We start from the raw sequence: 9,076 nt of genomic DNA on the forward strand, positions 1-9,076 counted from the left end.
GCGGTTTTTTCGGCGTGAACTTGAAGTTTTCGAATATCCCGCTGCAGTTGGCCTTCCAGCTTCTTGACGAAGTGAGCAGGGCTTTTGCTTTCATTTTTGTTCTCCTAACGCGTTTTCTGGCTGAGGCGGGCGCCGGGCCCGCCGGCACCGCTGACGTCAGCGCCGACCGGGGCGCCGGCCCCCTGGGCGCCGTCCTGGGGCTGCTCGAACACCGCGGTGGTCCAGGCTGGCACGGTGAAGTCACCGGTGTTGAAGCGGGCACTGGCCGTGGTCGCGTCGCCGGTTTGCAGGGCCGGGTGGAGGTTGAAACCGGTCCATTCGGTGCTCAGCGTCTGGGCGTTCGGTGTCGCGTTGATGATCACCATGGCTGCGTCGCGGGCCGGGTCCAGGTCCGCCCCCGCCTGACTGCCGTCATCGATGGAGTAGGCAATCACGCCCGGCGTTTGATCGGGGCCGGTGTTGTGGAACTGCAGCCGGCTCTGCACCTCACCGCTGGTGTTGAGACGGAACAGCCGGCTGGACTGACGCACGCGCAGCAGGGACTCGAACATCCCCTTGGCCGCCTGCATGGAGGCGGTATCCGGGCGGGCGTTGCCATCCTGGATGATCTGCTTGATCAGGTCCCAGTTGTGGCCGTCCTTGTTTTCCCGCGGCAGGCCGCGGTTCCAGGCGGTGGTCGTGAGGCTGAAGTCCACCTCGTTGAACCAGTCGCCGGAGTCGTAACTGTCCCGCTGCATGGATTTGGAGCGCAGGATCTCCGAGCCCATGTGCAGGAAGGGGATGCCCTGACTCAGGATTGGCACCGACAGGCCCACGATCTGCATCCGGGCGCGCTCGCCAGTGCTGGCGGTGGCCGCCGCCTTGTACTGGTTGTTGTCCCACAGGGTCTGGTTGTCGTGCTTGGAGACGTAGTTCACCAACTCCTGGGGGTCGGCGGTGTAGCCGGTGCGCTGGTCGTGGTAGGCCACGTTACGGGCTGCCTTGACGCTGCCGTCGGCGGTCTCGAACACATAGTCGGCCAGGCCGCCGGTAATGGCGCTGCGAATCCAGTCGGCCCGCTCCAGCAGGCTGGCCTTTTCGTCGTCGCTGGCGCTGTTCAGCTCGTTGGGCAAGACGTATTGGCCGTTGCCGAAGCCCTGGCGCTGACGCAGGGCATTGCCGCCGTCGAAGGGGCCGCCGCCGCGCACCGCGTCCCGGGCCCGGTCATTGAAAGTGCCGATGCCGGTGCCGCCCATGTTGGGCTGGATGGCGTTGACGCCCCGGGCGTTATCCTTCACTTCACCGAAGTTCCAGGCCTCGCCGTAGAAGTAAGTGTCGGGATCAACCGCCTTCACGGCTTCCAACGCCCTAGTCATATTGCGGCGCATGTGGTGGCCCATGAGATCGAAACGATAGCCGGAGATCTTGTACTGCTCGGTCCAGGTCATCAGGGAATCGATCAGCAGCTTCTCCATCATGGCGTGCTCGGAAGCGGTGTTCTCGCAGCAGGAGGACTGTTCAACATTGCCGGTTTCCGGATTGCGGCGGTGGTAGTAGCCCGGAACGATGCGGTCGAGCACCGACTTGTCGTTCACTCCGGAGGCGTTGGTGTGGTTGTAGACCACGTCCATGACCACATTGAGGCCCATGCCGTTGAGGGATTGGACCATGCGACGGAACTCCAGGATGCGCTGGGTCCCCTCGGCCTCGCTGGCGTAGCTGCCTTCCGGCACGGTGTAGTGCCAGGGATCGTAGCCCCAGTTGAAGCTGTCCAGGCCGCGCAGGCTGTCATGCAGGGCCTGGGCCTGGCCGGTGGCGGGATCGAAGCTTTCCAGCACGCTGCGGATGCTCTGGCTGCCACAGTGTTCGCTCCACTGTTCGGCGGCGTTTTCAGAGGCGTCGCACAGGGCCTGGAAGGGGTCGTCGATATCCACGGTCTGGGCCGGGTTTTCGTTCACGGTGGCAATGTCGAAGGTGGGCAGCAGGTGCAGGTGGGTGATGCCGGCCTCGGTGAGGTCGGTCAGGTGCTGCACGGCGTCGCTGCCGGTTTCGGTGAAGGCCAGGTACTTGCCCCGCAGGTCCGGGGAAACGGTTTCGTCATGGGCGCTGAAATCCCGGATGTGGGACTCGTAGACGACGATATCCTCGGGCTGGGCGACCTCCGGCGGCGTCTGCATGTCCCAGCCGGCCGGTTTGAGGTCACTGTCCGACAGGTCGACCACCTGGGCGTACTGGCTGTTCTGCGAAAGGCTGACCGCGTAGGGGTCGGTCGCCATCAGGGTTTCCACCTCTTGCGTCACCGGATGGTAAACGGTGACTTCATACTGGTAGTAGGCCCGATCCAGTGACGGATCCCCCTGGTATTCCCAGACGCCGTCGGTTGCTTTCATGGACTTGGGAAAGCCCGGCAGCAACGCCTTGTCGGGGCCAAACGCGTGCAGGCGCACCTTCTGGGCGGTGGGCGCCCACAAGCTGAAATGCGGTCCGTTGCCATTGTGGGCGACGCCCAGTTTGCCGTCATAGGCATACATTTCATCCAGCACACCGGCGTTCTGAACCTGGGTGGCCGCGGTGATATCACCGGCGTCGTTGCGGGCGACGGCGACAACCTGTCCCTTTAACACTTTTTCGCGCGTCTTGGCGTCCAGGGTGACCTCGAACGCCGTGCTGTCGGCCAGATGCGGGAAACGCTCCTGCAGGTCCTGCGGCATGGCGGTTGGAGACAGGGCCACCGCTTTGCCGCCCTTCACCCGGTCTTTCTCGTTGTCGATCTCGATACCGGCCTGTTTGGAGTAGACCAGTTCCACGTTCGTGGGGTTGCTGCCGTACCAGGCCAGGGTCTGTGCATCCAGCCAGTGGGCGGAGGCCCCGGCGATAGTGACCGGTGGTTCGTCGAAGGGGGTGGCAGAGAGATAGTCGTAGCCGGATACCGTGAAGATGCGATTACCGTAGTCCGGCAGCGACCACATCTGATCGCCACCGTCCAGATCCTTTTCGTCGCCCTTGTGGACAATGAAGTTAATGCACTCGGCATCGGCAGTCAGGTCGATGCGGTAGTAGGCTCCGTGGTTCGGGTCCACGCCTTCGGACAGTAGGGGATCACTCCAGTCGGTGCCGTTGGCGACGCCACTGCAGGCGCCGGAGTTCCACAGGTGCAGGCCCCAGCCGTCGTAGTTACCGTCTTCGCGTTTGTAGTAGAGCACGGCTTCCTGTTCGCCGGGTTCAATCAGCCCGTCTTCGCCGGAACCTTCTTCCGGTGTTTTCGGGCAGCCGGCCAGCAAGACCGAGGCGAGGGTAAGCCCGACCATGAGGTGTAAGGGGGTCATGACAAAGTCCTTCTTGTTGTTATGCAATTGTTGCTTTTTATCCCCTTTCCTCTTGGGGCGAAGGGGTAGTAGTTACCTTGTCTTAAGCGCCGAAATACCGGTGTCGTATTCGAAAAAGGCCGGAAAAACCGGCCTTCTCCAATGCAAAATATCGCTGGGTGCTTACCACCAGGTCTCGATTTGTGCGCCCACTTGGAGGTCGCCTTCGATGCCCTCGGCACGGGCGTTTTCCGCCTGGTCGCCGAAAAAGGTTGCGGCGTAGAGGCGAATGGCCGGGCGTGCCCAGTAGCCGGGGCCGGCGGACCACTGCTGCGCGATAGCCACTTTCTGCAGGTCGGTATCGTCGCTCATCGAGGGTTTCTGGACATTGTCGTAACCCACCTCCAGCGCGGTGCTGGAGATGGGACTCCAGTTGTAGATGGGCCGGAGCACGACGTTGGTGCGTTCCGGTTCTTCCTCTGTCACTCCGCTACTACCATAGGTTTCACCTTGCTGGTAGAGGGCGGAGTAACCCAGGTCGAAACCCTGTCCGACCTTGACCACACCATGATCCAGTATGCGCATACTCTCCTTCAGAGTACCGTCCCAATAGGGGCCATTGAGGCTTACGTTGGCGCCTTGGTTGCCGAAGGCCGATCCACCCAGGGAGTCTTTGCCGTATTGCAACACCAGCTTGTTGAAACCACCCATCATTCCGGTGGAGAGTTCAACCGTGGCGTGGAATCCGTCATCGTCTTCCAGGCCGGCATCGTCCTGAGCGTCGGTCAGGTCGGCCATGCCATAGATGCCCACGAGTTCCAGGGTGCTGCCGCCGACAGGCATGGAATAGCGCAGATCGAACTTGTTGTTCTGGACGATGTCGTCGCCTTCCTGCTTGTCGGAGTTGATCCACGCCATGGAGACTGTGCCGGCGCCGGCCTTGATGTTCTCGATACCGGCGCCATAGCCGGAGTTGTTGAGGTAGAACAGATCCAGCTGATGCACGTCGTGACGCTGATAGAAGCGCTTGCCGGCCCACAGGGTAGCGCCGGGCAGGGCTTCGACCACGTTCTTGCCGGAAACGTACAACTGACGTACGGCCACTTCGCCGCCCGCGTAGGGATTGGTCTGGTTGGTGGTGGTGCTCTGGCCGGAGAAGTCGATGCCGGTCAGGTCATCCCTGCCGTCGTAGGCCTGGTAGTCATTACCCTGGTTGAGCGCCTCATAGGAGACCATGGATTCGAACCGGAAGGTCTTGTCACCTTTGCTGAAGAGCTCTTGTCCCAGGGAAAGTTCGGCGTAGGTGTCACACTCATCCGCGAGACGGCCGACAAAGTGACCGTCGGCGCCGCTGCCGAAACAGGTTTGTTCACCGCCGCTGCCAATATTGGTGGAGAGGCCGGAACGGGCATAGCCGTGGAAATCGACGGCCAGGGCGGGTGAGGTTATGAAAGCCGCTGCAACGGCCAGGGCAAGAGAAGTGCGAGATGTGCGATGTTGTTCTGTTATGGACGTCATCGTGCTTATCCTGTCTTTCTTGTATGTGGGAACCGGTGGTTCCTTCTTGTTTGGTCAGGCAGCGGAATGTCAGCGATTCCGTCTCTCCCAAGAATCCCGGAATCGGGAAACGTGTGGCAATGGTTACGGAGTGTGCAAGTGGCAACATCCTCCCGGCGTCAACTTTTCAGGGAGGAGTTAGGGAGGAGTTAGGGACGAGTTAGGGAGGGGGAGGAGGGGCGTAGGTGGTCCCGAGCGCTCTTATGGCTCATTGGGCGGAAGCCGTGTGGGCTTGAGGCTGTCCTTGATCTTTTTGAGGTGAGTCTGGAAGTCGGCCCCGCGTTTCAGTGTGACGCCCGTGGCCAGGATATCGATGATGGACAGGTGGATGATGCGCGAGGTCATGGGGATGTACATTTCGGTATCTTCCGGGGCTGTCACTTCCAGGGTCACGGTGCAGGCCTCGGCAAGAGGGGACTCCGGTGCGGTAATGGCGATCACCGTGGCGCCGTTCTCCCGGGCGGACTGGGCGATTTCCACCAGATCGCGTGTGCGTCCGGTGTAGGATATGACGACGATGGCGTCGCCGGTGCTGGCGCCGGCGGCGACCATTCGCTGCATCAGGGCGTCGTCATAGGCGGTGACCGGGATGTTGAAGCGGAAGAACTTGTGCTGGGCGTCCAGGGCCACCGCCGCTGATCCGCCCATGCCGAAGAACGCCACCTGCTTGGCCTGGATCAGGTAGTCGATGGCCTCGCCCAGTTTCTGGCTGTCCAGGGCTTTCCGGGCTTCGTCCAGACTGGCGATGGTGCTGCGCAGGATCTTGTCGGCAAAGACGTCGACGCTGTCGTCGGCATCGACGCTCTGGCTGACGTAGGGCGTGCCGCTGGCCATGCTTTGCGCCAGCCGGATCTTGAAGTCCGGGAATCCCTTGGTGGAGAAGTTGCGACAGAAGCGATTGACCGTGGGCTCACTGACGTCCGCTGCCTGTGCCAGTGAGGCGATGCTGGAGCGGGTCGCAGCGGCTGGATCGTTAAGGATGACATCGGCCACCTTGCGCTCGGAGCGGTTGAGGCTGTCCAGTTGGTCGCGTATCGCTTCCAGCAGGTTGGGGGTTTCGGACTCGGCCATGGCTTGATGGGCTCCCCACGTAGTGAACTTACGGAATTGCGTACTATACCGACGTGCCGCTCAGGCTGTCGAACGAAACTGAAGCGTTCAGGCGGGGTTTTGGATCTTGTTATGTAGTTAAATTCACTAAATAAAACTTGGTAGTGTTGGAATTTCTCGGATTATATGGAAGAATGGTGCGAAATATTACTACATGAGCATCATGCCCCATGGAAGTCAATAACACAGTTTCGGATCTGGTGCTGTTTGGCGCTCAGGGCGATCTGGCGCAGCGAAAGCTCTGGCCGGCCCTCTATCAGTTGCAGCGGGCCGGGTTGCTGGCGGCCGAGTCGCGCATCCTGGCGCTGGCTCGCGAAGCGATGGACCCGGAAACGTTTGCTACACGGCTTGCGGAGCGATTGGCGGAGGAGGTCAGCCCGAGTGAGCTGGACGACGGTGTGGTTCAGCGCCTGTTGGGGAAGGTTGACTATCAGGCCCTGGATTTTACGGAGGCGGAAGGGTATGCCGCGCTGAAGCGCTGGCGGGAACAGCGCCCGGTGCCCCTGATTGTCTATATGGCGACCCAGCCCACCATCTATGGGCTGATTGGCGAGGGGCTCCATCAGGCACAGTGCATTGGGAGCGATACCCGCGTCGTGGTTGAGAAGCCCATTGGTCACGACCTGGCTTCCTCTCGTGAGATTAACGATCAACTCGCCCACTATTTCGATGAAAGCCAGATCTTCCGGATCGATCATTACCTGGGCAAGGAAACAGTCCAGAACCTCATCGCGCTGCGTTTTGCCAACAACCTCTTTGCCTCCCAGTGGAACCAGAACCACATCTCCCATGTGGAGATCACCGTGGCCGAGGAGGTGGGCATTGAGGGGCGCTGGGGCTATTTTAACGAGGCGGGGCAGATGCGCGACATGGTGCAGAACCACCTGTTGCAGCTGTTGTGCCTGATTGCTATGGACCCGCCAGCGGATCTGTCCGCTGACAGCATTCGCGACGAAAAGGTGAAGGTGCTGAAGGCGCTGCGGGCCATTACGCCGGATAGGATGGACACCCATCTGGTTCGTGGCCAATACGGGGCCGGTATCGCCAACGGAAGGCCGGTTCCGGGTTATCTGGAAGAGGAAGGGGCTGCTGGAGGCAGTCGCACCGAGACCTTTGTGGCGCTCAAGGCCGAGATCGAGAACTGGCGCTGGGCCGGTGTCCCGTTTTACATGCGTACGGGCAAGCGCTTGCCGAAGAAACTGTCCGAGATCGTCATTCATTTCAAGGCAGCGCCGCACTACATCTTCGACCCGGATCAGAAGCATCTGGCCAACAACAAACTGATGATCCGCCTTCAGCCGGATGAAGGGATTTCCCTCCTGGTATCGACCAAGGATCAGGGGCTGGACAAAGGCATGCGTCTGCGCCAGGGCCCGTTGCATCTCAACTTCTCCGAGGCCTTTGATGCAAGCCGTATTCCCGATGCCTACGAGCGTTTGTTGTGGGAGATAATGAAGGGCAATCAATACCTGTTCGTGCGACGCGACGAAGTGGAGTTGGCCTGGCGCTGGGTTGATGGTGTCATCGAGAGTTGGGAAGAGTCCGACGAGACGCCCAAGCGCTATGCGGCCGGTACCTGGGGGCCTGCTGCCTCCATTGCCATGATCACGCGGGATGGGTGGAGCTGGCATGAAGAGGATGGCTGATCTGGCTTGGCCCGAAGGCGTCACCACGGTTTGCGCCGAGGGCAAGCAGGCTCTGGGTGAAGCCCTGGCGAAACAGGTTGCGGCATGGTTGCGGGAGGCGCTTGCCGAGCGCGGCACGGCGGCCCTGGCCGTGTCCGGTGGTAGCACCCCTGTGCCGTTTTTTCAGGCGCTGGCAAGGGAGCCGCTGGCCTGGGAAAACGTCAGCATCACCCTGGTTGACGAGCGCTGGGTACCGGAAGCCCATGATGCCAGCAACGCTCGATTGCTGCGCGAGCATCTTCTGAAGGGACTGGCCGCACGGGCGAACTTCATTCCTCTGGTCACGGAGGCGGCCTCGCCGCAGGAAGGTCAGGCTGAGGTGGAGGCGCGGTTGGCTATCCTGCCGGCCTGCCTGGATGTGGTGATCCTGGGAATGGGGACGGACGGTCATACCGCGTCGCTGTTTCCCTGTACGCCGGGGTTGGCGCAGGCCCTGGATCCGGATGGTGTCGCGCGCTGTCGGGCCATGTCTCCGCCGGGCGCGGCACAGGGGCGGATCACGCTGACCCGCTCGGTCATTGATGCGGCGCGCCACCGGGTGCTGCACCTTGCCGGTGACGACAAGCTTGCCACGCTGGAGCAGGCGCTGGCCAAACCAGACGACATCCTTTCCATGCCGATCCGTGCCTTTCTGCGCGATGGGCTGACCGTCTACTGGAGTGCTTGAGTATGGCAGAGTCTGAACTTGCCGCGTCATTGAGGGAGCGAGCTGACCGGGTTTTGGATGCCTCCCCATTGGTTCCGGTGGTCACCATCGACGATCCGGCGCAAGTGGTTCCCCTGGGCGATGCCCTGGTGGCCGGCGGGCTGCGCGTGCTGGAAATCACCCTGCGCACGCCCTATGGCCTGGACGCCATCACCGAGCTGCGCGCGCGCCATCCGGAGATCTGGGTAGGGGCGGGCACCGTCGCCACGCTGGATCAGTACAAGGCCGTTGAAGAGGCTGGAGGGCAGTTCGTGATCACGCCAGGCTCGACCCGGGAGCTGCTCGACTATGGTACCCGCGCAACGGCGCCGCTGGTGCCCGGCGTCGCGACCCTGTCGGAAATGATGGAGGGTTATCGCCTGGGGTATCGGGCCTTCAAGTTCTTCCCCGCTGAAGCTGCCGGTGGCGTAGCGGCATTGAAGGCCTTTGGGGGGCCTTTCGGGGATGTGCGCTTCTGTCCAACGGGGGGCATTCGTGAAGCCACCGCCAGCGACTATCTTGCGCTGCCCAACGTGGCGGCGGTGGGTGGCACCTGGCTCACGCCCGGCGATGCGCTGAGGGAGGGGGACTGGCAGTCTGTCACGCGAATCGCCCAGTATAGCCTCCAAAGCCTCCAGTCGGCTGACTGATTCCTGGTGGTGCTCACCCGGCCCCCCCTAGCCCGAATTTCTCATGAATGGCCGAAGACGGCGTTTCTGCCAGTGTAGTGGCTCCGGGCAAGGCTCGCAGCGGTC

General features: G+C 61.7%; 6 protein-coding genes. 3 read left to right on the top strand and 3 right to left on the bottom strand.

Annotation, left to right across the window (positions count from 1 at the left end; all coding sequences use genetic code 11):
• Window positions 1-104: 104 nt before the first annotated feature.
• The 3 genes from pulA to hexR form a co-directional block, all read right to left on the bottom strand.
• Window positions 105-3,305: a pullulanase-type alpha-1,6-glucosidase gene (gene pulA, locus AC1RQI_RS14835; protein ID WP_481905404.1), complete on the bottom strand. Its 3,201-nt coding sequence runs from the start codon at window positions 3,303-3,305 to the stop codon at window positions 105-107.
• 162 nt (window positions 3,306-3,467) lie between these two features.
• The gene (locus AC1RQI_RS14840) at window positions 3,468-4,802 is read right to left on the bottom strand and encodes a carbohydrate porin (RefSeq protein ID WP_481905405.1); all 1,335 of its coding nucleotides are present in this window, start codon (window positions 4,800-4,802) and stop codon (window positions 3,468-3,470) included.
• A gap of 240 nt (window positions 4,803-5,042) precedes the next feature.
• A complete protein-coding gene (hexR, locus tag AC1RQI_RS14845) occupies window positions 5,043-5,912 on the bottom strand; it encodes a transcriptional regulator HexR (protein WP_481905406.1) in 870 nt (289 codons plus the stop codon).
• Window positions 5,913-6,121: 209 nt separating this feature from the next.
• Between hexR and zwf the strand changes: the two genes are divergently transcribed.
• From zwf to AC1RQI_RS14860, 3 genes are read left to right on the top strand one after another with little or no spacing between them, the layout of a single operon-like run.
• Window positions 6,122-7,597, top strand: coding sequence for a glucose-6-phosphate dehydrogenase (gene zwf / locus AC1RQI_RS14850; protein ID WP_481905407.1), 1,476 nt, complete (start codon window positions 6,122-6,124; stop codon window positions 7,595-7,597).
• Entirely contained in the window at window positions 7,581-8,303 is a 723-nt protein-coding gene (gene pgl, locus AC1RQI_RS14855) for a 6-phosphogluconolactonase (protein WP_481905408.1), read from the top strand. Before zwf ends, pgl begins: the two co-directional genes overlap by 17 nt.
• Before the next feature lie 2 nt (window positions 8,304-8,305).
• Entirely contained in the window at window positions 8,306-8,971 is a 666-nt protein-coding gene (locus AC1RQI_RS14860; protein WP_481905409.1) for a bifunctional 4-hydroxy-2-oxoglutarate aldolase/2-dehydro-3-deoxy-phosphogluconate aldolase, read from the top strand.
• Window positions 8,972-9,076: the final 105 nt, after the last annotated feature.

The sequence above is a fragment of the Salicola sp. AFF1 genome, assembly GCF_056783195.1.

Excerpts from the sequence above, each read along its gene's own strand:
- zwf (WP_481905407.1), top strand. The coding sequence starts at position 6,122 with ATGGAAGTCAATAACACAGTTTCGGATCTGGTGCTGTTTGGCGCTCAG.
- AC1RQI_RS14840 (WP_481905405.1), bottom strand. The coding sequence starts at position 4,802 with ATGACGTCCATAACAGAACAACATCGCACATCTCGCACTTCTCTTGCC.
- pgl (WP_481905408.1), top strand. The coding sequence starts at position 7,581 with ATGAAGAGGATGGCTGATCTGGCTTGGCCCGAAGGCGTCACCACGGTT.
- AC1RQI_RS14860 (WP_481905409.1), top strand. The coding sequence starts at position 8,306 with ATGGCAGAGTCTGAACTTGCCGCGTCATTGAGGGAGCGAGCTGACCGG.
- pulA (WP_481905404.1), bottom strand. The coding sequence starts at position 3,305 with ATGACCCCCTTACACCTCATGGTCGGGCTTACCCTCGCCTCGGTCTTG.
- hexR (WP_481905406.1), bottom strand. The coding sequence starts at position 5,912 with ATGGCCGAGTCCGAAACCCCCAACCTGCTGGAAGCGATACGCGACCAA.